The sequence below is a fragment of the Bacillus sp. BB081 genome (assembly GCF_008368895.1).
Classification (GTDB): domain Bacteria; phylum Bacillota; class Bacilli; order Bacillales; family Bacillaceae_G; genus Bacillus_A; species Bacillus_A wiedmannii.
Genome location: NZ_QOZX01000047.1, coordinates 20,505 through 40,604 on the forward strand (window position 1 = coordinate 20,505; position 20,100 = coordinate 40,604).

The 20,100-nt window shown below is 36.0% G+C and carries 26 protein-coding genes; 16 read left to right on the plus strand and 10 right to left on the minus strand.

What is annotated here, in order from left to right; translation table 11 throughout:
* Positions 1-44: 44 nt before the first annotated feature.
* On the plus strand, positions 45-185 hold the full coding sequence (locus DN394_RS20000; RefSeq protein WP_000516816.1) for a hypothetical protein: 141 nt from the start codon (positions 45-47) through the stop codon (positions 183-185).
* Positions 186-383, plus strand: coding sequence for a DUF3813 domain-containing protein (locus DN394_RS20005; RefSeq protein WP_000527398.1), 198 nt, complete (start codon positions 186-188; stop codon positions 381-383). It abuts the gene before it with no gap.
* A gap of 25 nt (positions 384-408) precedes the next feature.
* Here the strand turns inward: DN394_RS20005 and DN394_RS20010 are convergent, their stop codons facing one another.
* Positions 409-1,266 (minus strand): YitT family protein, encoded by an 858-nt coding sequence (locus DN394_RS20010; RefSeq protein WP_149294163.1) that lies wholly within the window; start codon positions 1,264-1,266, stop codon positions 409-411.
* 100 nt (positions 1,267-1,366) lie between these two features.
* Between DN394_RS20010 and DN394_RS20015 the strand changes: the two genes are divergently transcribed.
* Together DN394_RS20015 and prsA are read left to right on the plus strand one after the other, a co-directional pair.
* Complete coding sequence (locus DN394_RS20015) at positions 1,367-1,498, plus strand: DUF3941 domain-containing protein (protein ID WP_001120852.1); 132 nt, start codon at positions 1,367-1,369, stop codon at positions 1,496-1,498.
* Between the two features lie 130 nt (positions 1,499-1,628).
* The gene (gene prsA / locus DN394_RS20020; protein ID WP_149294164.1) at positions 1,629-2,486 is read left to right on the plus strand and encodes a peptidylprolyl isomerase PrsA; all 858 of its coding nucleotides are present in this window, start codon (positions 1,629-1,631) and stop codon (positions 2,484-2,486) included.
* A gap of 52 nt (positions 2,487-2,538) precedes the next feature.
* Here prsA and DN394_RS20025 read toward each other — a convergent pair whose 3' ends face one another.
* Positions 2,539-3,393 (minus strand): CvfB family protein, encoded by an 855-nt coding sequence (locus tag DN394_RS20025; protein ID WP_000281279.1) that lies wholly within the window; start codon positions 3,391-3,393, stop codon positions 2,539-2,541.
* A gap of 291 nt (positions 3,394-3,684) precedes the next feature.
* Here DN394_RS20025 and DN394_RS20030 point away from each other — a divergent pair, with 291 nt between their 5' ends.
* A complete protein-coding gene (locus DN394_RS20030) occupies positions 3,685-4,176 on the plus strand; it encodes a YajQ family cyclic di-GMP-binding protein (protein ID WP_001040146.1) in 492 nt (163 codons plus the stop codon).
* 484 nt (positions 4,177-4,660) lie between these two features.
* Here the strand turns inward: DN394_RS20030 and DN394_RS20040 are convergent, their stop codons facing one another.
* Positions 4,661-5,548: a helix-turn-helix domain-containing protein gene (locus DN394_RS20040; RefSeq protein ID WP_046958317.1), complete on the minus strand. Its 888-nt coding sequence runs from the start codon at positions 5,546-5,548 to the stop codon at positions 4,661-4,663.
* A gap of 245 nt (positions 5,549-5,793) precedes the next feature.
* Positions 5,794-7,095: an alpha-amylase family glycosyl hydrolase gene (locus DN394_RS20045; RefSeq protein WP_046958318.1), complete on the minus strand. Its 1,302-nt coding sequence runs from the start codon at positions 7,093-7,095 to the stop codon at positions 5,794-5,796.
* Between the two features lie 212 nt (positions 7,096-7,307).
* On the opposite strand from DN394_RS20045, the gene DN394_RS20050 reads away from it, so the two are divergent.
* Positions 7,308-8,540, plus strand: coding sequence for an ammonium transporter (locus tag DN394_RS20050; protein ID WP_046957003.1), 1,233 nt, complete (start codon positions 7,308-7,310; stop codon positions 8,538-8,540).
* A gap of 273 nt (positions 8,541-8,813) precedes the next feature.
* Here the strand turns inward: DN394_RS20050 and katB are convergent, their stop codons facing one another.
* From katB to asnB, 3 genes are all read right to left on the minus strand, one after another.
* Positions 8,814-10,280, minus strand: a complete 1,467-nt coding sequence (gene katB, locus DN394_RS20055; protein ID WP_001069188.1) for a catalase KatB — start codon at positions 10,278-10,280, stop codon at positions 8,814-8,816.
* A 59-nt stretch (positions 10,281-10,339) separates the two neighbouring features.
* Positions 10,340-11,299, minus strand: a complete 960-nt coding sequence (hemH, locus tag DN394_RS20060) for a ferrochelatase (RefSeq protein ID WP_149294165.1) — start codon at positions 11,297-11,299, stop codon at positions 10,340-10,342.
* A 188-nt stretch (positions 11,300-11,487) separates the two neighbouring features.
* Positions 11,488-13,335: an asparagine synthase (glutamine-hydrolyzing) gene (asnB, locus tag DN394_RS20065; protein ID WP_098849333.1), complete on the minus strand. Its 1,848-nt coding sequence runs from the start codon at positions 13,333-13,335 to the stop codon at positions 11,488-11,490.
* 239 nt (positions 13,336-13,574) lie between these two features.
* On the opposite strand from asnB, the gene DN394_RS20070 reads away from it, so the two are divergent.
* Entirely contained in the window at positions 13,575-14,129 is a 555-nt protein-coding gene (locus tag DN394_RS20070) for a DUF2777 domain-containing protein (RefSeq protein WP_000616070.1), read from the plus strand.
* Positions 14,130-14,189: 60 nt separating this feature from the next.
* On the opposite strand, the gene DN394_RS20075 is transcribed toward DN394_RS20070, so the two are convergent.
* Positions 14,190-14,555, minus strand: coding sequence for a YisL family protein (locus DN394_RS20075; RefSeq protein WP_098704878.1), 366 nt, complete (start codon positions 14,553-14,555; stop codon positions 14,190-14,192).
* A 150-nt stretch (positions 14,556-14,705) separates the two neighbouring features.
* On the opposite strand from DN394_RS20075, the gene rocD reads away from it, so the two are divergent.
* Together rocD and DN394_RS20085 are read left to right on the plus strand one after the other, a co-directional pair.
* Entirely contained in the window at positions 14,706-15,896 is a 1,191-nt protein-coding gene (gene rocD / locus DN394_RS20080; RefSeq protein ID WP_060489299.1) for an ornithine aminotransferase, read from the plus strand.
* 104 nt (positions 15,897-16,000) lie between these two features.
* Positions 16,001-16,285 (plus strand): hypothetical protein, encoded by a 285-nt coding sequence (locus DN394_RS20085; protein WP_046958323.1) that lies wholly within the window; start codon positions 16,001-16,003, stop codon positions 16,283-16,285.
* 35 nt (positions 16,286-16,320) lie between these two features.
* Here DN394_RS20085 and DN394_RS20090 read toward each other — a convergent pair whose 3' ends face one another.
* Entirely contained in the window at positions 16,321-17,220 is a 900-nt protein-coding gene (locus DN394_RS20090; protein WP_179953655.1) for a fumarylacetoacetate hydrolase family protein, read from the minus strand.
* Between the two features lie 246 nt (positions 17,221-17,466).
* Here DN394_RS20090 and DN394_RS20095 point away from each other — a divergent pair, with 246 nt between their 5' ends.
* From DN394_RS20095 to gerPF, 7 genes are all read left to right on the plus strand, one after another.
* Positions 17,467-17,646 (plus strand): aspartyl-phosphate phosphatase Spo0E family protein, encoded by a 180-nt coding sequence (locus DN394_RS20095; protein WP_000462847.1) that lies wholly within the window; start codon positions 17,467-17,469, stop codon positions 17,644-17,646.
* A 93-nt stretch (positions 17,647-17,739) separates the two neighbouring features.
* The gene (gene gerPA / locus DN394_RS20100; RefSeq protein WP_001111187.1) at positions 17,740-17,961 is read left to right on the plus strand and encodes a spore germination protein GerPA; all 222 of its coding nucleotides are present in this window, start codon (positions 17,740-17,742) and stop codon (positions 17,959-17,961) included.
* A 14-nt stretch (positions 17,962-17,975) separates the two neighbouring features.
* On the plus strand, positions 17,976-18,182 hold the full coding sequence (gerPB, locus tag DN394_RS20105) for a spore germination protein GerPB (protein WP_001012513.1): 207 nt from the start codon (positions 17,976-17,978) through the stop codon (positions 18,180-18,182).
* Positions 18,183-18,250: 68 nt separating this feature from the next.
* Positions 18,251-18,865: a spore germination protein GerPC gene (gene gerPC / locus DN394_RS20110; RefSeq protein ID WP_001070746.1), complete on the plus strand. Its 615-nt coding sequence runs from the start codon at positions 18,251-18,253 to the stop codon at positions 18,863-18,865.
* A gap of 6 nt (positions 18,866-18,871) precedes the next feature.
* On the plus strand, positions 18,872-19,066 hold the full coding sequence (gene gerPD, locus DN394_RS20115) for a spore germination protein GerPD (RefSeq protein WP_001052804.1): 195 nt from the start codon (positions 18,872-18,874) through the stop codon (positions 19,064-19,066).
* A gap of 15 nt (positions 19,067-19,081) precedes the next feature.
* Positions 19,082-19,468, plus strand: coding sequence for a spore germination protein GerPE (locus DN394_RS20120; RefSeq protein ID WP_046958325.1), 387 nt, complete (start codon positions 19,082-19,084; stop codon positions 19,466-19,468).
* Positions 19,469-19,510: 42 nt separating this feature from the next.
* Positions 19,511-19,726: a spore germination protein GerPF gene (gerPF, locus tag DN394_RS20125; protein ID WP_001141570.1), complete on the plus strand. Its 216-nt coding sequence runs from the start codon at positions 19,511-19,513 to the stop codon at positions 19,724-19,726.
* A gap of 81 nt (positions 19,727-19,807) precedes the next feature.
* On the opposite strand, the gene DN394_RS20130 is transcribed toward gerPF, so the two are convergent.
* Positions 19,808-20,095, minus strand: a complete 288-nt coding sequence (locus tag DN394_RS20130) for an RNA polymerase alpha subunit C-terminal domain-containing protein (RefSeq protein WP_001240558.1) — start codon at positions 20,093-20,095, stop codon at positions 19,808-19,810.
* Positions 20,096-20,100 lie beyond the last annotated feature (5 nt).

Consider the following 20,100-nt stretch of genomic DNA (forward strand, 5'->3'; position numbering starts at 1 on the left):
TTATCGCGTCGATTGTTTTCAGCTAAATAAAGGGGGTTTTTCGAATGGGTAAAAAGAACAAATCAAAACGTTTTATCCAACAAGGAGCCGATGCTGTTATGAAGCATGATGCAAGATTCCCGTACAGAGGTACATTAGCTGAGGCAGAAAAAGCGAGAAGTAACTCTTCTTTTGGAGGGGTTTAAATGGGGAACTTACTATTCCAACAAGCTAGAGATGCCGTTGCAAATGCCGTATCTTGTTCAAGCGGTACTGAGCAACAAGATCTCGTATATAGGGCAAAAAACGCTTTGCACTCTGCTTATGCAAACTCTTCAACAGCTGAAAAAGTTCAGCTACGCGAAATGCAAGAGCAGTTACAAAACATTACGAATTTACATTAAAAAAGAGGACCAGCTTTGGTCCTCTTTAATCTTTTCGAAACAAGCCAAACACCCCAACCGTCTGTAATACGTTTGTAAATGCACCTGGGTCCACTTGCCTAATAACCCTTTCTAATTCATATAACTCATAACGCGTAATAACAATCATTAACATTTCCTTATTTTCATTTGTATAAGCGCCTGTTGCCGGTATAGTTGTAATTCCCCTCACTAAGCGAGAATGAATCGCCTTTCGTACATCTGCCCCATTCTTCGTAACGATTAGTGCTGTAATTTTCACATGACGCGTATGAATCGCATCGATAATTCGCGTTGACACATACAAAGTCACCAAAGTATATAATGCTTTTTCCCATCCATACACATAGCCAGCCGCAATAATGATCAGTGCATTAAAGAAGAAAAAATACGTACCGACAGGCTTATCTTTAATCTTTGATAAAATCATGGCGATTATATCTAAACCACCTGTAGAAGCCCCCCACTTCAACGCAATCCCTACCCCAATTGCTGAAATAATCCCACCAAAAATCGCATTTAATATAATATCGTTCGAAACTGCTCTAACCGGGATAATTTCTAGAAACAAAGTCATAAATATGACGCAAAGAAAACTAAAGAAAGTAAAGGCCTTTCCAACCTTTTTCCATGCTAAAATAACGACGGGAATATTAAACAAGCTAAACAATATCCCCGTTGATATGTGAATAGATAAAAAGTCACCTAATATTTGCGATAACAATTGGGACAATCCAGCAAAGCCACTCGCGTACACTTTCGCTGGCGTTAAAAATAAATTCATTCCAATCGCGTTTAACAAACCTGCGACGATTACAACGATTAACTTCTTTATAAGTTCGGTATAATTCAACTTCAAATCCATTTCGAATCCACCTTTATTATTCATGAATGCACTGCTATACATAGTCTTTACGAAAAAGGAAATGATAAACGTACAACGTTTAGAAATGGAGTTGATACATATGCCACATACGAGTGATAACGACAAAAAAGCACGCGATAATAATGCAAAGCGTACACAAAAAAATGAGCAAGAACAAAAAAATATTCAGCAAGGTAAGCGTTCCTATTCTAAAAAGACCGATCACCTTTGATTCCATCGTACATCAACAATATTGTTGATGTACTTTTTTTACATTTTACAGGGAAAAAACATTAAAAATTCACTTCATGTTCACTTCTATATTCTACAATAGCGATAACATATTCGGATGAGGTGTTGGCATGAGAGGGAAACACATTTTCATTATTACTGCACTAATAAGTATATTAATGCTAGCTGCTTGTGGACAAAAAAACAGCTCAGCTACAGTCGCTACAGCAACAGACTCAACCATTAAGAAGAGCGACTTCGAAAAACAGTTGAAAGATCGTTACGGAAAAGACATGCTATACGAAATGATGGCACAAGACGTTATCACGAAAAAATATAAAGTATCTGACGATGATGTAGATAAAGAAGTACAAAAAGCGAAAAAGCAATACGGCGATCAATTCACAGCTGTACTAGAAAACAATCGTTTAAAAGATGAAGCTGATTTCAAAAATCAAATTAAGTTCAAACTTGCTATGAATGAAGCAATTAAGAAAAGTGTTACAGAAAAAGACGTGAAAGACCACTATAAACCAGAAATTAAAGCGAGTCATATTTTAGTAAGTGACGAAAATGAAGCGAAAGAAATAAAGAAAAAATTAGATGCTGGCGCTTCATTTGAAGAATTAGCAAAACAAGAATCACAAGATCTACTATCAAAAGATAAAGGTGGAGACCTTGGATACTTCAATTCCGGCAGAATGGCGCCTGAATTTGAAACAGCTGCCTACAAACTAAAAGTCGGACAAATTAGCAATCCCGTTAAATCACCAAACGGCTATCACATTATTAAATTAACTGATAAAAAAGATTTAAAGCCTTATGATGAAGTGAAAGACTCTATTCGTAAAAACTTAGAAGCAGAACGTATTGCCGATCCTACATTCAGTCACAAGTTAATACAAAAGGAATTAAAAAAAGCAAATATTAAAATAAATGATAGTGACTTGGAAAATACGTTTACTCTTGCGCATGAGCAAGGGAATTAAAAAAGCACCGCCTTATTTTTACAGCAAAATAAGGCGGTGCTTTTTATTTAATTTACTTTTTAAAATACGTCCAACCTTCTTCTTGGTAAACCTTCTCTTCTTTCATCAACTTACCAAGTGCACGCTTAAATGCAGCCTTACTCATATTGAAACGTTCTTTAATGTCTTCTGGGTTGCTCTTATCCCAAAACGGCATCGCTCCGCCTCGTTCTTCCATATATGCATAAAGTACTGCAGCATCATCTTCCATTCCTTCTTCTTTACGAGGAAGAAGTGAAATATTAATTGTACCGTCATCTTTCACGTCAATAATACGACCTGTTACACGTTCACCGATGCGGACTTGTTCTTTTCTTTCAGTATGGTGTAAGAAAGCACGGAAATGCTCATCAGTTAGTATGAATGAACCAACTTGAAGTGAACGATACACACGTCCATTGACGTTTTTATTACGCATAGATGGCGTCGCATCTACGATAATTTCTTGCATATCACTGTCTCTTGCCGGAAGAGCGATAAGGCGATCACGATTCGTTAATTTTAACGTACAATATAATTCGTCTCCAACCTCTGGCCATACTGGCATATAAATCGGGAACTCATCAGCTGGGATTAGTATATCTTTTGATACACCAATATTAACAAACACACCTAAACTAGGAATAACTTCTACAACCTTTACCCAGTTCCAATCAAAAGTTGTAATAAGCGGCTCCTTCATTGTTGCTGAAATACGATTTTGGTGATCAAGGTATAAGAATACATCAATCGTATCGCCTTCTGCAATTTCTCCAACTAATTCGTTTTTATGTAAGAAGATTTCTTCTTCTTCATTCCCAACCATATAGCCGATTTCCGTTTCGCGTAAAACAGTTACCTGTTCAATCGATCCTAATTGTAAATACATATTTTTTAATTCCCTTCTATATATATAATTAACTTTTTTATATTTTTTATCATTCCAAACAAAAGTTAATTATAACACGATTTTTCCTTTATTTGTCCAACTGCCCAAAATTCACTATAATTAAATAAAGACTTTATCTATAGGACTATATTACCCTACAGATGATCCGTCAAAACACTTAAGTTGCAACACTCTATCTAATCGATGTATTTTCCGCTATACTTTAATATGTATATTACATAGCCTATTTAGGTGCATGAAAAGATAGAAATTTATTTGGAGGTGCTAACTATGGCAAAAGATAGTTCTTTTGACATCGTTTCGAAAGTAGAATTACCTGAAGTAACAAACGCAATTAACATCGCATTAAAGGAAATCCAAAACCGATATGACTTTAAAGGAAGTAAAAGTGATATTAAATTAGAAAAAGAAGTACTAGTTTTAACTTCTGACGATGAGTTCAAATTAGACCAAGTAAAAGACGTTCTAATTTCTAAACTTGTAAAACGTAACGTTCCAATTAAAAACTTGGATTACGGAAAAGTTGAAGCTGCGACTGGTAACACTGTTCGCCAACGCGCAACACTTCAACAAGGTATCGATAAAGATAACGCGAAAAAAATTAACAACATCATTAAAGAAATGAAATTAAAAGTAAAAACACAAGTACAAGATGACCAAGTACGTGTTACAGCGAAAAGCCGTGATGACTTACAAGCAGTTATCGCAGCAGTTCGCAGTGCTGACTTACCGATTGACGTACAATTTATTAACTACCGCTAAAAAGAAAAACATCCTCTGTGTAGAGATGTTTTTCTTTTTAGCGGTAGAGAATGAGTATTTAATTATTATGCATAAATGAAGAAGGTCCTTTTAATAATCGGCGCAAAAACCTCCCTCCCCACTCAAATGTAACAAATTATGAGTATAAGAATATTTTCCACCCTTTCATGTAATGTAAAATTAGTAAGGAATTTATTTTATGAAAAAATGTTAATTAAACAAGAGTTAGAAGTGGTTATTTGAAGAAATTAATACTATGTTTTTTATTAACTACATTCTGTCTATATATTGCAGGGTGTTCTAATAATATAACTACACCCGAGGATACACCTAAAACTTCAACACCTGCGAAGTGTAAATACATCAACAAAGCTTGGTATAAGAAACCTATAAAATGTAATAATTGATGATATAAGTTATAAAAAGACACCGTAAGGTGCCTTTTTTTATAGAAATTAATAAGATATTCATCAGAAATTATGAATCATTTTTTATTTTGTTTTTCAAAATATTTTTCTTTAACCATTTTTATTAGATTTTCTTTTTCTGTTAGTTCAAAGATAAATAATGCTTTTTTCATGTTGTCAGCCACATCTTCTTCATTATATTGTTCTAGCTTTAGCAAGTTCCAAGCTTTTCCATAATATAATTCACCTAATAAATATAAAGTATTTAGATTAATAGCTAATTTAATCCCCATATCATTGTATTTTATTGCCTCTTCATGTTGATTTGCAAGACCTAAAATTTTCGCTAAATTAAAAATGATTTTTAATTTAATCTCTTTATCTCTAGGAAAATCTAACTTATTAAAATTAGCTAAACACCTTCTTAATATAGTAATACTCTTTTCATACTCTTTATTTGCCCAATGAAATATAGCCATCGACTGCATAATATCTATTTCTCTTTCTGATAAAAAATCAACATTCGTTACAGTTAGTTTTAGTGCACTATTTAAAAGATTTAAAGCAGTTTTTATTGATTTATTTACATGAAATATAGCAATGGCTTCATGCCATATTAGAAATTGTTTATCTTCTTTTAACTGGAAATTATTTTCGTTTTTCTCTTGTTTCACTATTTCGTAAAGTTCATTATATTGTTTTTGCTTTGTACAATCTCTCATTACATATTTTACATTTTCTACATATTTTAGTTTTTTATTTTGCGTTAGTGCGAAAATATTATTTGGATCAATACCAAGTCTTTCAGATAACTGATATAACAATATGCTAGATGGATAAATCATACCTTTTTCTATTTTGCTAATTTGACTTTGCGAACATATTCCATGACACAATTCGGATTGTGATATATTCTTTTTCATTCTAAGTTCTTTAATGGTAATACCCAAATCGTAAAATTCCATTTTTCCTCCCCAAATATAGCCCTCAATGAGTATCAGAATATTTTTTCATCCTTTAATGTAATGTAAAATCAATATAGTTGCAATTATTGTTTCTTCTATCGGTCTTTTCACTTCTTTGCTCAGCTACATTTTGAGGCAAGAGTCTTACTTCACAGAAAAACAGGCTAGGGAGAAAGTATCCCTCCTTAGCCTGTCCCCTCTCAGCAGAAGAGTTTTCGTACTTATTAAGAACACACATCCATTACTCATTTCCGTCTCTTTTTAACAACAATTAAAAACGCAATAAACAATACGTTCACACCGACGATTAAAGAGATAAATAGCCAATTCACACCTGTTTCCCCGTTAACTTTATATACATTTGATTCTTCACGCTTTAAAACGAGATAAAAATTCCCGTTTTCTTCTCTTATAATTTCATCTTCTAACAATCCTCGTAACTCTTGTTTTTCGCCAATTGCACTTACAGGTAAAGCAACTTTTTGTGTTTCTTTCGTATTATTAATCGCTACTAATGTTACTTCATCTTTATACTTTCGTTTCAGTACACTCATTCCATCTTTATCGTATAAAAGCTCAAACGTTCCATGGCGTAAAGATGGTCTCGCTTGTCTAAGCTCACCGAGTTTCGTTATGTGCTGCACAAATTTTTCATCTGATTTGAAATCCATTAATCGTCTATTATCCGGGGTATCCCCTCCATCTAATGCAATTTCAGTCCCGTAATAAAAATTCGGAATACCTGGTGATGTTAATAAATAGGTAAGGGCTAGTTTCAAACGAGATGGTGGATAATTCATATTCTCTTTTGCAATACGGGCAAACCTTTTTGTATCTTGATTATCTAAAAATGTAACGGATTCCCCTTCTTTTTTACTCACATCATATAAAGGTTTCACCGATACATCCACTTTAGAAAACGATTCTACTATTTTTTCGTTATATCCACTATCTTCCTTTGTCATAATACGAAAATCTTTCTTTATCAATTGCATATCTTTTTGCACGTCATCCCAGAAAGAACGCGACTTTTTTTCACTATGTATCACATAACTTCCATCTAAATCGACTTCTTTGATCCACCATTTCATCGCGTCGATAACTTGTTGTTCGTTTTCTCCAAGCGGAAATTGGAATATAACTTTCATCCCTTTTGCATGCGCTTCTTGTACAAGTTCTTTCACATCATTTTCTGTTCCGAAATGTTCATTTACCTTTTGAAAATTTTGCACATCTAACCCATCGTACTTTCCACTTTCAAAAAACGGTGAAGGCATAACAGTCGTAAAACCCATTTCTTTTATGTAATCCAGTCTTTTTATAATCCCTCTTATATCTCCACCCTGATATCCTTCTAAATTGCCAACTTCTAACTGTTTGTCATTTTTCGGTTCTCCATTATTGAAGCGATCAATCATAATGGAATATACGACTTCGTCTCGCCACTCTCTTTTTTCATCTGCAAACGTATGTATTGGCACAAACAAAACGACAGCTAAACAAAAACAAATAAATAGTTTCCTAGTCCGTATTTTCCTCACACGCATCCCCCATGTTTTTTAATTGTAAGAATATTATACCAATTTTCAGAGCGAATCACATACGTTGATTTCATTCCCTCAAAATACTTCATGTTAGATTTTCTAACATGAAGTATAAAGTTTTCTGAATTTTTAGTTGATTTTTCATTTCATTTCGAATATGATATGAAACATAACAAATCGATGTTATTTTTTCTAACATCATAGGAGGAGAGAGAATGAATACAGGAGATACGGTTTTTATGTTTGTAACGACAGTAATGGTCATGTTAATGACACCAGGATTGGCACTTTTTTATGGGGGCATGGTTCGCAGTAAAAACGTACTCAGTACGACAATGCATAGTTATAGTGCAATGGCTATCGTTTCGATTCAGTGGATTGTGATCGGCTATTCTTTATCATTCGGACCAGATTGGCACGGACTTATCGGTACACTCGATTGGTTCGGTTTAAACGGAGTTACCTACGCACCAAATCCAGACTACTCATCTACTATTCCTCACAATTTATTTATGATGTTCCAACTCATGTTCGCCATTTTAACTCCCGCTTTAATTTCAGGTGCATTCGCCGAAAGAATGCGATTTTCTGCTTTCCTTATTTTCATCCTTCTATGGACAACAATCGTTTACAATCCTGTCGCTCATTGGGTATGGGGCGTTGGCGGATGGCTAAGAGAACTCGGCGCGTTAGACTTCGCTGGCGGTAATGTCGTTCATATTACATCTGGGGTCGCCGGCCTTGTATTAGCTATTTTCCTTGGAAAACGAAAAAACATAAACGGTACTTCTCCTCACCATTTACCATTCACAATGTTAGGCGCAGGCTTACTATGGTTCGGCTGGTTCGGTTTTAACGTCGGAAGTGCATTATCTTTAAACGACGTAGCTTTAACTGCATTTATTAATACAAATATAGCCGCTGCTGCCTCTGCATTAACTTGGATGCTTTCAGAATGGTTCTTCCAATCAAAACCGACTGCGATGGGAGCTGCTTGTGGTGTAGTTTCCGGTCTAGTCGCTATTACACCAGCTTGCGGGTTCGTTACACCTTTCTCCGCCCTTCTTATCGGAGCAATTGGCGGCGTATTATGTTTCGGTGCTGTCTTCTTCTTAAAAACGAAATTTGGGTACGACGATACACTTGATGCATTCGGATGTCACGGCATCGGAGGAACTTGGGGCGGTATTGCAACAGGACTCTTTGCAACTACTACTGTAAATGCTGATGGCGCTAACGGATTATTTTACGGAAACGCTGCTTTACTATTTAAACAACTGGTAGCAATCGGCGCAACATATGCATTCACGATCATAATGACGTACGCCATTATTAAAGCGATTAACTTCTTCCTCCCTGTTCGGGTAGATGAACACGAAGAACATATGGGACTTGATATTTCGATGCACGGAGAGAAAGCTTATGAGTATACAGAGCGAGTGAACTAAAAAAAGAGATGCAATCTATTAGTAGTAGATTGCATCTCTTTTTATTATACTGTCGGTGGTATACCCTAGTTGGTATATTCATGAATATATCAATGATTATTCGGATATATCGACGATTTTTTAAATATATCAGCGATTCTTTCATTATATCGACGTTTCGACACAGAATATCGATTTACCAACAAATTCCGACATGACGAAAATGAAAAACACCCCGTGTAAAGCTTATTTTACACATAAAAAGACGACCGAAACCCGGTCGTCTTTTTCTATTTATTTCGGAGCATTTCCCACATATTGCGTAATATCAACATTTAACGCTTGCGCTAAACGCATACCGTAATCATGATCTGCACGGAAGAAGTTACAAATAGCTAGTAATTTCGTGCGCTCATTTACGTCTTTTAAGTCATTTGTTAAGTTTGCAATTAAATTGTCTTGCTCTTCTTTAGAGAATGAACGGTAACGCTCACCTGCTTGTTTGAAATCATTTGGTTTGTCAATTTTTTCACGAGATACATAGCCTTCTACTTTCATAGTTGAATCGCGGTAAGTTGGGTCTTCAACTGGATTTTCAGTATGACGGCTCGGTTCGTAGTTAATTGTAGATGGGTTTTGATTGATTTGCATCGCACCATCACGTTGTTGATTATGAACAGCTGCGTACGGGCAGTTTACAGGAATTTGTAAGTAGTTCGCACCAAGACGGTAACGCTGTGTATCTGGATAAGAGAATAAACGACCTTGTAATAATTTATCTTCAGATGGTTCAATACCATTTACAGTTGCACTTGGAGAGAACGCCACTTGTTCTACTTCAGCGAAGAAGTTTTTCGGGTTACGATTTAACGTCATCGTCCCTACTTCAATTAACGGGAAGCGATCTTCTGGCCATACTTTCGTTGGGTCTAGTGGATCAAAGTCTAAAGAATCCGTTTCATCTAGTTGCATCACTTGCACGTGTAAATCCCACTTCGGATAATTTCCTTTTTCGATTGCATCGAACAAGTCACGAGTTGCATGGTTGAAGTCTTTTCCTTGTACTTCTTGCACCTCTTTTGCACTTAAGTTACGTACACTTTGCTGTGGTTTCCAGTGATATTTAATGTAGACGATTTTACCTTCTGCATTAATCCATTTAAATGAATGGACACCGAAACCTTCCATTTCACGATAGCTTGCTGGTGTACCGTAATCAGAAAATACCCACGTCATCATATGTGTAGATTCCGGACTTAACGTCATGAAATCCCAGTAACGATCTGGTGTTTGAACATTTGTATCAGGTGCTGGTTTTAAAGAATGCACCATATCAGGGAATTTAATTGCATCACGAATGAAGAAGACTGGTAAGTGGTTACCTACGATATCGTAATTTCCTTCTTCTGTATAAAATTTAACAGCGAACCCACGTGGATCACGAGCCGTTTCCGGAGAACCTTGACCATGAATAACCGTTGAGAAACGAACAAATACAGGCGTTTCAGTTCCTTCATTTTGTAAAAATGCTGCTTTCGTATATTGCTTCATGCTGTTTTTCGTTACGAACACACCGTGAGCACCTGCACCACGTGCATGCACAACACGCTCTGGAATACGTTCACGATCAAAGTGCGCAAGTTTTTCTACTAAATGATAGTCTTCTAATAATACCGGTCCACGGCGACCAGCTGTACGAGAATTTTGGTTGTCTCCAACTGGAGCACCTTGGTTTGTTGTTAAGCGATTATTTGGATTCATCTAGTGGGATCCTCCTCTTTCTTTCATGGTAATTATTATTTATTTAAAATTATTATAAACTAATTATTATTCAAAACTAAATTCTTGTCAACTACTTCCTTCATTTTTTTGGAAACAATTTCAGCTAAGCAATCGATAAATACAGATTGTGAATTTGGCATATTTGGTCTAAAATATGCCACGTTTAATTCATCAGTTACAACTTTACATTCGTAATCATTGTCATATAAAACTTCTAAATGCTCTGCTACAAACCCAACCGGACAGTATACGAAAGATTCATAACCATGCTTTTCAAATAAATCTCTCGTTAAATCCTGCACATCCGGGCCAATCCATGGGTCAGGCGTATTTCCAGCACTTTGCCAACCCGTTGTATAGTTTCGAATATCGGCAGCCTTCGCAATTAAATCTGCCGTATGCTGCAATTGCTCCACATAAGGGTCCCCTGCTGCAATAATTTTCTCTGGCAAACTATGTGCTGAAAAAATTACGACTGCTTTCTCTTTATCTTCAATCTTTGTAAATGTTTCTTTTAGTTGCTCTGCCCAATACGAAATAAACTTCGGTTCATCGTACCATTGTTCAATCGCTTCAATAACAGGACCACCGATTTCTTTTGAAAGACGAATAGCACGATCATTATACGCTTTAATGCTAAATGTAGAATAGTGCGGTGCTAATACGATACTAATCGCTTGCTCAATTCCATCGCGTTTCATCTCTTCTACTGCATCTTCTATAAATGGAGCAATATGTTTTAAGCCTAAGTAACAAGTAAATTCATACTCTGTAAATATATTATTCATAGAATCTGTTAATTTATGCGTTTGCTCTTTCGTAATTTTTGCAAGTGGTGAAATTCCGCCAATCACTTTATAGCGTCTGATTAAGTCTTGGAGTGCTTCTTCTGAAGGTTTATGCCCGTGGCGAATATGTGTATAGTACGCTTCTACATCATCTAATGATTCTGGCGTTCCATACGCCATTACGAGTAAACCTATTTTTTTCTTCGTCATCTATATAACACCTCAATTTTATAAATGAGAGTCTTTTTCAAGAACATTTGTTTCCAATTATAACAACTAATAATAAGTACGTCAAAATAATTATTCTAAATAAGTATTATTTCTAATATGGTTTTGAATTTTATATGACAATTTATTTAATAGAAAAGCGACTTACTTTTATGCAAGTCGCTTTTCTTCTATTCTTTAATATTTACCCCATACTCTTTAAACCAAACATGAATTTGCGCTAAATGAGCTAAAAGCTGCGGACCAGTCATTAATTGACCGAACCAAGGGGATTGAAATGCACTGCCACCTGACTCAATTAATCCACTCAGCTGTTCTTTATCAAATAGTTCGTGCAAAATTGAGCCTTTATCTGTTAATAAATCTTGTAGCCATACTGTTACCGCTTTTGTATAATGCGGATTATGGGTTTTCGGATACGGGCTCTTCTTTCTATATAAGATGTCATTTGGAAGTAATCCTTCTAACGCTTTACGCAATAGACCTTTTTCGCGGTTTTTATACATTTTCATTTCCCAAGGAATATTCCACGCATATTCGACAAGTCGGTGATCCGCAAATGGAACACGTACTTCTAAGCTTGCCCCCATACTCATACGGTCTTTTCTGTCTAATAATGTTGTCATAAACCATACCATGTTCAAGTAAAATAGTTGTCGTCTCTTTGCTTCAATTGGGCTTTCTCCCTCTAAAACAGGAACTTCTTGAATAGATTCTTCATAACGCTGCTGTACATATTGTTGTAAGTTTAATTTATTTCTCCATTCTTTCTTTAGCAGTTGTTCACGCGCTTCTGTAGAGCGCATCCACGGAAATGCACTCGATTGTAAATCATCTTCTCTATAAAACCACGGATAACCACCAAATATTTCGTCTGCACATTCCCCAGATAAACCGACGACAAAATCTTGTTTAATTTCGCGGCAAAACCATAATAATGAGGAATCGATATCTGCCATACCAGGCAAATCACGAACGAGTACCGCTTCTGTTAAATACTGTGCTAATTGTTCATTTGAAATGACGCAGCGATGATGGTTTGTTTGAAACGTCTCAGTCATCAAATGAATAAATGGCGCATCTGAATTCGGCTGAAACGCATTCGCTTTAAAGTATTTGTCATTATCTTCATAATCAACAGAGTATGTGTGTAATTGCCCTTTTCCTGACCTTGCGTATTCTTTCGCAGCAATTGCTGTAATCGCACTCGAATCTACACCGCCTGATAGAAAAGTACATAGTGGTACATCAGAAACGAGCTGCCTTGTAATCGCATCTTGTAATAAAAAGCGTGTTTTCTCTACTGTTTCTTCAAAGGAGTCTTCATGTTTTTTGCTTTCTACATTCCAATATCTCCATATACATAAACCGTTCTTTGAAAATGTCATCGCATGCCCTGGACGTAATTCTTTTATACCAGCATAAATGCCATGACCAGGTGTTCTAGACGGTCCAAGACCGAATATTTCGGATAACCCTTCTAACGTTACTTCTGCCTTCACATCTGGATGCGCTAATATCGCTTTTAACTCTGAACCAAATAGTAATCGCCCACTATCATATTTATAAAATAGCGGTTTTACACCTAGTCGATCTCGTGCAATAAATACTTGTTCCTTCTGTTCATCCCATACAGCAAACGCATATATACCGTTTAAATGATCGACACATTCTTCTTTCCATTCAATATACGACGCTAATAGCACCTCTGTATCAGAATGACCTTTGAACGTATATCCTCTTCTTAATAATTCCTTTCGAATATCTTCTGTATTATACAATTCACCGTTATAGCAAATTGCATAATTCGTTTCATCTTTTAAACAAGTCATCGGTTGTTTACCACCCTCAGGATCAACAACGATTAACCGTTTATGCCCAAATGCGACATTGCCTTTAATCCAAACTTTATTATCATCCGGGCCACGCTTCGCTAACGTCTCAGCCATCTTCGTAACGACGTCCCGTTCTCCTTCTAATGAGCGTTTATAATCCACCCATCCTGTAATCCCGCACATACGAATCATCCTTCCATCTTATTTCTTTTCCTAAACGAGCAGTAATCCACACCTTAGAGGTGCGGATCAAAAAAATGAAAAACTTGACGATAACGTACTATCCACATACGGAATAGCATTTTCACTCAGTAAAACGTGTGTTATTGTATGCCCACCTATGTCTAGGTGTGTCTAGTTATAAAGAATGCCCGAACTGTCTATAACAGAAATAACTACTTTTTATAAAGGAGAAATCATATATGATACAACGTAACCATATTTTATATAACCAGCCACGCGCTCATACAGTCGGTAATGTAGAATATATAAACAATGAATGGGTATTCTTTGATGATGAAAATGATGAAGCTTTTTTATTAGAAGATATTGTCGAAGATGGCTTTGAGATTTTATATAACAACAACTGGCTACCAGCTCGTTTCTATGAACAAGATGTACTACAAATCGCCAACGAACAGCACCATTTGCAAAACGGAGAAATGATACGAATTCGAAAAAAATTACTTCTTAGCTATACGGAATGGCTTGAGGAATTACCTGACTCTGTCTTTACATTATTAACCGAATCATTGCAATCCCTTCATTACTCTTTATATGATTGCATGTATTGTCATAATTATTTATCTTTCCTACCGAAAGAGGAAGCATGCGAAGGAGTAAATATTCTTTTATTTGATAACGAAGAGATGATTTGTACATTGCAGCACCATTTCGTTCGTCACGCTACGTCAAATAAAAACATGTTTCGTTTTACGAAAGTAAACGGAGAAGAGTTGCATATCGATGCAACATAAAGTAAAAAAAACCACCTTATCTCCCAAGTCTTTGAGATTATAAGGTGGTTTTATTTTTTATTAGAATATTTGCCAGCCAATCGGTAATTTCAGTCCAAGGTAAAATACTGCTACTAATGCAACAATAAATAGTCCCCAAACTGCCCCTGTTGCTTTGTTCTTGCTCATTTTTACAAGAACCATTTCCATTCCACCGATAACTAAAATACCAGCTACCATTTTTAAACCATACCACATGTGCATGTTACTTGTTGCAGTCTTCATAATACCCATGTACAACATGAAACCTGTCACAATAATGATAATGTACATAAGACGAAGCCCCATATGTACACCTTTACCTTTTCTTCCTGCTGAATAAAGTGAATACGCAACGAAGAATAAAATTAAACCTAACGCCCATGCTGTAATATGCATATGTACCATCGTATCCCCTACCTCCTCTTTTCACACTTTTTCACTCTATATGATAACATGTTCATTTATTTTCAGGAAATGTTTCGCTTTTTTACATTTAAATGATATAATATTTAGAGTATTTACAAACTTCTTGTAATAACAAAAGGGGGAACAATCATGATTCAAACTAAGGATATTATCGAACTTACAGACACATACGGAGCAAATAACTATCACCCACTTCCGATCGTTATTTCTAAAGCAGAAGGCGTTTGGGTAGAAGATCCTGAAGGAAATCGCTATATGGACTTATTAAGTGCATATTCTGCAGTAAACCAAGGTCATCGTCACCCAAAAATTATTAACGCTTTAATTGACCAAGCTAATCGTGTTACGTTAACTTCTCGTGCTTTCCATAGCGATCAATTAGGTCCTTGGTACGAAAAAGTTGCGAAACTAACTAATAAAGAAATGGTACTTCCAATGAATACAGGTGCAGAAGCTGTTGAAACTGCAATTAAAACAGCTCGCCGCTGGGCTTATGATGTGAAGAAAGTAGAAGCAAATCGTGCTGAAATTATCGTTTGTGAAGATAACTTCCACGGACGTACAATGGGTGCTGTTTCTATGTCTTCAAACGAAGAGTACAAGCGTGGATTCGGTCCAATGCTTCCTGGCATCGTTGTAATTCCTTACGGTGATTTAGAAGCGTTAAAAGCTGCTATTACACCAAACACAGCTGCATTCATTTTAGAGCCTATCCAAGGTGAGGCAGGAATTAACATCCCACCAGCTGGTTTCTTAAAAGAAGCTCTTGAAGTATGTAAAAAAGAAAACGTTTTATTCGTAGCAGATGAAATCCAAACTGGCTTAGGCCGTACTGGTAAAGTATTTGCTTGTGACTGGGACGGTGTAACTCCTGACATGTACATACTTGGTAAAGCACTTGGTGGCGGCGTATTCCCAATCTCTTGTGTAGCAGCAAACCGCGACATTTTAGGCGTATTCGAGCCAGGTTCTCACGGTTCTACATTTGGTGGTAATCCACTTGCATGTGCTGTTTCTATCGCAGCACTTGAAGTGTTAGAAGAAGAAAAATTAACAGAGCGTTCTCTTCAATTAGGTGAAAAATTAGTTGGGCAATTAAAAGAAATTGATAACCCAATGATTACTGACATTCGTGGTAAAGGCTTATTCATTGGTATCGAATTAAACGAGCCAGCTCGTCCTTACTGTGAACAATTAAAAGCAGCTGGGCTATTATGTAAAGAAACACACGAAAATGTAATTCGTATCGCACCACCTCTAGTAATCTCTGAAGAAGATTTGGAGTGGGCGTTCCAAAAAATTAAAGCTGTATTATCGTAATAATAGAGAGGTTGTCCTACATGTTAGGGCAACCTCTTTCTTTTTTTAGTAGTTTACTGTAAAGTTAGATTGAATATTCAGTTTATTTTACAAGGGGTAATTGTATGCTTTTGAAATACGGCAAACATATTAACTATTTAGCTACTATTCTCATTTCCATTACATTCATCGGATTCCTATTATCTATAACGTTACTCAGGTACTACTCAACACCTCATACATTCATGCTACTTAAAATCTCATTTTGGGCTGCTGTTTTCCTTACAGCTATCGGTTTTGGCCGCGAAAGAAGTTCTCTTGCCGTTATGCTAATCGGGATTTGTACGTTAATACTCATCGGATTATATATTTTTGCTATTTTAGATTTTTTCAATAACCCATGGCCATAAAAAAGAGCTATCTATTAATAAGATAGCCCTTTTCTTCATTTCACTACATTTCGCAAAGTACCAATTCCTGCTACTGTAATGACCACTTCATCACCCGCATGCAAAAACTTCGGTGGTGTGAAACCTTTTCCGACACCAGCTGGCGTTCCTGTTGCGATAATATCGCCTGGCTCTAACGTCATTCCTTTACTTATCGTTGAAATGATTTCTTCTATTGAAAAAATCATTTTATTTGTATTTGAAGTTTGTCTTACTTCCCCATTTACTATTGTTTCAATGTGTAACGCATTTGGCGTTTCAACCATTGATTTATGAATTAGATACGGTCCCATCGGACAAAATGTATCGAAACTTTTTCCAAGAAAAAATTGTTTATGTTTCCTTTGAATGTCGCGTGCAGTTATATCATTTATAATGGTGTAACCAAAAACATGCTCAAGCGCTTTTTCTTTTTTTATTTGTTTCCCTCGCTTACCAATGATGATAGCTAGTTCTCCTTCATAGTCTAGTTCATTCGTTGCGTGGGGGTGACTATTAATTTTTTCATTCATTCCAATAACTGTCGTTGGCGCTTTCGTAAAGATCATTATATTTTCTGGAATTGACTCTACTCCACCCATTTCTATCGCATGCTCACGATAGTTCTTTCCAACGCAAAGAATATTCTTCCTTGGCCTTGGAATTGGTGCTAATATTTTCACCTCAGTTAACGGATAATACGCCGCCCCTTCATTTTCCTTCGCCCAATTTACAATATCACATATTTTTTCAAAGCATTCGGTTCCTCTTTCAATACACTCTAACATTGTAATCGGAATCGTAACCTTTTCCCCTTTTTGTCTTTGCGCTTCTCTTACATGCAATACCTTTTCTTCCTCTTCATCCACAATACCTACAAATACCTTTTCATCTTTTTTCGCCGTTACCAAACGCAATATTTCCACTCTCCATCCTAAAACTCATGACCTTTAATTGTATTCGCATCCGTCAGAAAAAAACCTTCTCATGCACGCTAATTTTTACAATATTCTTCTCATATTCTATTCGTTACCCCTTTATATTTGGCATAAAATGTAGAAATTTTACTTTTTTTAGCGAAGGTGTTTCTTTTTTATTGGTTTTTTGTATAATATGTACTACATATATACTAAAAATTTCATTTAGAGATGGAGCCGATTTCAATGTTTGAGCAAGCGATTGAAAAAAAACGTGAAAAAATGATTTATTTTGCTGAACGCTACGGAATGACTTCTCAAAAAACAGTGGATTGTAGCCAAGAACTGGACAGGCTCTTAAATGTAATTTGGCATGTACATACGGATTTTCACCCTAATCAAACACTCAATACACACACGCAATAACGTGTGTGTTTCTTTTATAAAAAAAAACACATTTTATTGAAAACGCCCATACAATAGTAGAAAAGAAAATTTTAAAAACGAAAGGTGTTTTGTATGCCAGCTATGGTCGGACATATTCGTATCGTCAATATTGGATCAAGTGGTATTTTTCATATTGGAGATGTATTTGCGATTAGGCCTATTAGTTATTCACGCGCTTTTGCTGGGGCCGGCTCTTTTAATGTTGGAGATAACGTTTCTGTCTACAATTATCAAAGCGCAACGACTGTCAATGATTCAGATGTAATTGATCAAGCGATAATTGGTTCAACTTAGAGGAGGCGATTGCATTGAATTTTTATGTAAACCAAAGCATCATCATTAATAGCATTAGAATTGATAGCATTACAACCTCTTCTGTATTCCAAATTGGTACTGCAGGAAGTATTAAAGCTCTATCTAAATTCTCAAATAGCGGTGGATTTACAGAGCCCCTTCGCCCATTGCAGGCGAAAGGACAAATTATTTCTATCAAACCATCAACTAGTTCTTCTTAAGACATCCTTGTCATAAATATATAGCAGGAATATTTTTACCCTCCCTACTGAAAAGGAGGTTTCACAAAATGAATCAAGATATATATACTTACTTACACCAACTTCAACAAGCTCTTCAAGCACAACAAGCAACCATCCTTAACCTAGAAGATCAAGTTCGCCAACTCCAAGAAGAGCTTAACGAATTAAAAAATCGCCCCTCCTCTTCTGTAGGAAAAGTGGAATACAAATTCGATCAATTAAAAGTAGAAAATTTAAATGGTACTTTAAATATCGGTTTAAATCCGTTTTCAGCAAAAGGACAGCAAATTGAAGATTTCCAAGTGGATACAGAAACATTAAAAGTAAATCCTGAAACAGATACAAACCCAGATTTTTACCAAGGCATCCTTCAAGAAATGCATCGTTACTTAGATGAAGAAGCATATAATCGAATTCTCCATTTTGAACAAGAAGAGAGAACGCCGCTTGATGAAATGTATCGACAAATGATGGTTGATGACATAAAAAAACAGATGGAGCATAGACTTCCTTATTATTTATCACAAACGCAATCCTATGAAGGAATTTCAACAGATCCAGATTATTTACGAGATATCATTATTCAAGCGATGAAACATGATATCGACAAAGCTTTCCTCTCTTTTATTCAACACATACCGGGCAATTTCCGAAAGGAGTAAGTATGTATGAATCTTAACGTTGTAAATCGCGAATTAAAAGTTGGCCAGATTAAAATGAACGGCGTATCGTCGTCCGCACTCTTTTTAATTGGGGATGCAAATTTCCTCATACTATCTTCTATTCTTGATACACCATTTGAAACTGTTACAGAGGGTCCATTTGTACCATTAGTCACAGATGTCCCTCCTACTCCAGGTTAAGGAGACTGAGAAACTATGTTACATCATGTGTCTGTTGTCCAAAATGTTTCTATTATTTCTTTAGGTATTAGTGCCGTATTTCAAGTTGGAGATGCCAATCAAATGGAATTAAAAAGTAGAGCTCTTGCCGTCCATAGGGAAATTCCTTGTTATATAAAAGGCGAAGGTCGCTTAGATGCATTTGAAATCTTTACAGATGAACACATCACAATCCCAAAACGAACGACAGATGTAAAATTAAACATTGTAAATGAATGCCCTTTTATTGAAGTAAACAATGTTGAATTGCGAACACTTTTAAATTCTGGTTGCTTTCAAATTGGAAATGTTGATTATGTTTTTAATAACTCTCGTATTATGCAAATCCGCCAATATATTACGGATGAACCTTCCGCACAATAATTCATATAGTAATTAAAAAGCTTAGAAAAGTAGGTGGATGGTATGCCTTCTGTTGTTGGAAACCTTGTCGTTCAAAACAGTAATGGATCTTTCAATTTAGGAGATTTTTATAACGTATCTCCGAAAGAAAACACGAAAGCGTATAATGGATCTGGAGCTTCCAATGTTGGATTTGTCGTGAATACGTTTAGTGGTGTTAGTGCAACAAATACGTTTGATTCTGATGTGGCCGATCAAGATCAGATCGGAACAGCGTAAAAAAAGTAGGAGATATTCTCCTACTTTTTTCTTTTATCTCATTCAAGATTATCAAAAAACTCCACTGTTTACTGTTTCATTTTATTTAAATGATAATCCGCTCTCCTCCAAAGCCTTTCTAAGCTTTGGCAAAGATGCTGGACCCATACCATGTAGTTTTAAAATCTCTTTTTCACTGTATTTTGAGAGTTCTTCTATAGTGTGAATTCCATGATGTTGCAGAGCATTTCGTGCTGGTGATGACAGAAGTGAAAGAAATCCTGTTTTAGGTTTCTTTTCTTTCTCACAATCTGGGCAAGTTGGACAATCGCTACTTTTATAATACTCATGTCCCTGTTCACAAGTTCTTAACGTTTTTTCCATTGCCATTTTCA

Bases quoted from the DNA above. Each gene is read 5' to 3' on its own strand.
- DN394_RS20025 (WP_000281279.1), bottom strand. From the start codon at position 3,393: ATGTATTTACAATTAGGATCGATTGAACAGGTAACTGTTTTACGCGAA.
- prsA (WP_149294164.1), top strand. From the start codon at position 1,629: ATGAGAGGGAAACACATTTTCATTATTACTGCACTAATAAGTATATTA.
- DN394_RS20015 (WP_001120852.1), top strand. From the start codon at position 1,367: ATGCCACATACGAGTGATAACGACAAAAAAGCACGCGATAATAATGCA.
- DN394_RS20085 (WP_046958323.1), top strand. From the start codon at position 16,001: ATGCTTTTGAAATACGGCAAACATATTAACTATTTAGCTACTATTCTC.
- DN394_RS20005 (WP_000527398.1), top strand. From the start codon at position 186: ATGGGGAACTTACTATTCCAACAAGCTAGAGATGCCGTTGCAAATGCC.
- gerPA (WP_001111187.1), top strand. From the start codon at position 17,740: ATGCCAGCTATGGTCGGACATATTCGTATCGTCAATATTGGATCAAGT.
- DN394_RS20120 (WP_046958325.1), top strand. From the start codon at position 19,082: ATGTTACATCATGTGTCTGTTGTCCAAAATGTTTCTATTATTTCTTTA.
- DN394_RS20045 (WP_046958318.1), bottom strand. From the start codon at position 7,095: ATGCGTGTGAGGAAAATACGGACTAGGAAACTATTTATTTGTTTTTGT.
- gerPC (WP_001070746.1), top strand. From the start codon at position 18,251: ATGAATCAAGATATATATACTTACTTACACCAACTTCAACAAGCTCTT.
- DN394_RS20000 (WP_000516816.1), top strand. From the start codon at position 45: ATGGGTAAAAAGAACAAATCAAAACGTTTTATCCAACAAGGAGCCGAT.
- DN394_RS20075 (WP_098704878.1), bottom strand. From the start codon at position 14,555: ATGGTACATATGCATATTACAGCATGGGCGTTAGGTTTAATTTTATTC.
- rocD (WP_060489299.1), top strand. From the start codon at position 14,706: ATGATTCAAACTAAGGATATTATCGAACTTACAGACACATACGGAGCA.
- katB (WP_001069188.1), bottom strand. From the start codon at position 10,280: ATGAATCCAAATAATCGCTTAACAACAAACCAAGGTGCTCCAGTTGGA.
- DN394_RS20095 (WP_000462847.1), top strand. From the start codon at position 17,467: ATGTTTGAGCAAGCGATTGAAAAAAAACGTGAAAAAATGATTTATTTT.
- DN394_RS20050 (WP_046957003.1), top strand. From the start codon at position 7,308: ATGAATACAGGAGATACGGTTTTTATGTTTGTAACGACAGTAATGGTC.
- DN394_RS20010 (WP_149294163.1), bottom strand. From the start codon at position 1,266: ATGGATTTGAAGTTGAATTATACCGAACTTATAAAGAAGTTAATCGTT.
- DN394_RS20070 (WP_000616070.1), top strand. From the start codon at position 13,575: ATGATACAACGTAACCATATTTTATATAACCAGCCACGCGCTCATACA.
- asnB (WP_098849333.1), bottom strand. From the start codon at position 13,335: ATGTGCGGGATTACAGGATGGGTGGATTATAAACGCTCATTAGAAGGA.
- DN394_RS20130 (WP_001240558.1), bottom strand. From the start codon at position 20,095: ATGGCAATGGAAAAAACGTTAAGAACTTGTGAACAGGGACATGAGTAT.
- gerPD (WP_001052804.1), top strand. From the start codon at position 18,872: ATGAATCTTAACGTTGTAAATCGCGAATTAAAAGTTGGCCAGATTAAA.
- DN394_RS20030 (WP_001040146.1), top strand. From the start codon at position 3,685: ATGGCAAAAGATAGTTCTTTTGACATCGTTTCGAAAGTAGAATTACCT.
- DN394_RS20040 (WP_046958317.1), bottom strand. From the start codon at position 5,548: ATGGAATTTTACGATTTGGGTATTACCATTAAAGAACTTAGAATGAAA.
- hemH (WP_149294165.1), bottom strand. From the start codon at position 11,299: ATGACGAAGAAAAAAATAGGTTTACTCGTAATGGCGTATGGAACGCCA.
- gerPF (WP_001141570.1), top strand. From the start codon at position 19,511: ATGCCTTCTGTTGTTGGAAACCTTGTCGTTCAAAACAGTAATGGATCT.